Annotated in this window: 1 rRNA gene; it reads right to left on the reverse strand. The window is 60.6% G+C overall.

The features are described from left to right. Positions 1–228 precede the first annotated feature (228 nt). Positions 229–282 (reverse strand): 16S ribosomal RNA (locus GFH49_RS00985); the annotation flags it as partial.

A 282-nucleotide genomic window follows, 5' to 3' on the forward strand; every position in this document is an offset into this window, starting at 1 on the left:
GTGCTTCACCGGCGCCGGCACCGAGGGAGTTCATTCCCTCAGACACCCAACAACGTGCCCGGCACACCCCCCGACTCCCCCGACGTTCCACACTCCGAAGAGCAGTACTAGACAGAAGAAGACGATCAAGTGCACCGAATAATCAACGTTCCACCCATGAGCAGCCAGCGCGAGACATCCGCTCGCGTACCGGCGTCTGGACCCCTACAGGGGCCAGGTGCTCCTTAGAAAGGAGGTGATCCAGCCGCACCTTCCGGTACGGCTACCTTGTTACGACTTCGT

This window comes from Streptomyces blattellae (genome assembly GCF_009709555.1).
GTDB classification, from domain to species: domain Bacteria; phylum Actinomycetota; class Actinomycetes; order Streptomycetales; family Streptomycetaceae; genus Streptomyces; species Streptomyces blattellae.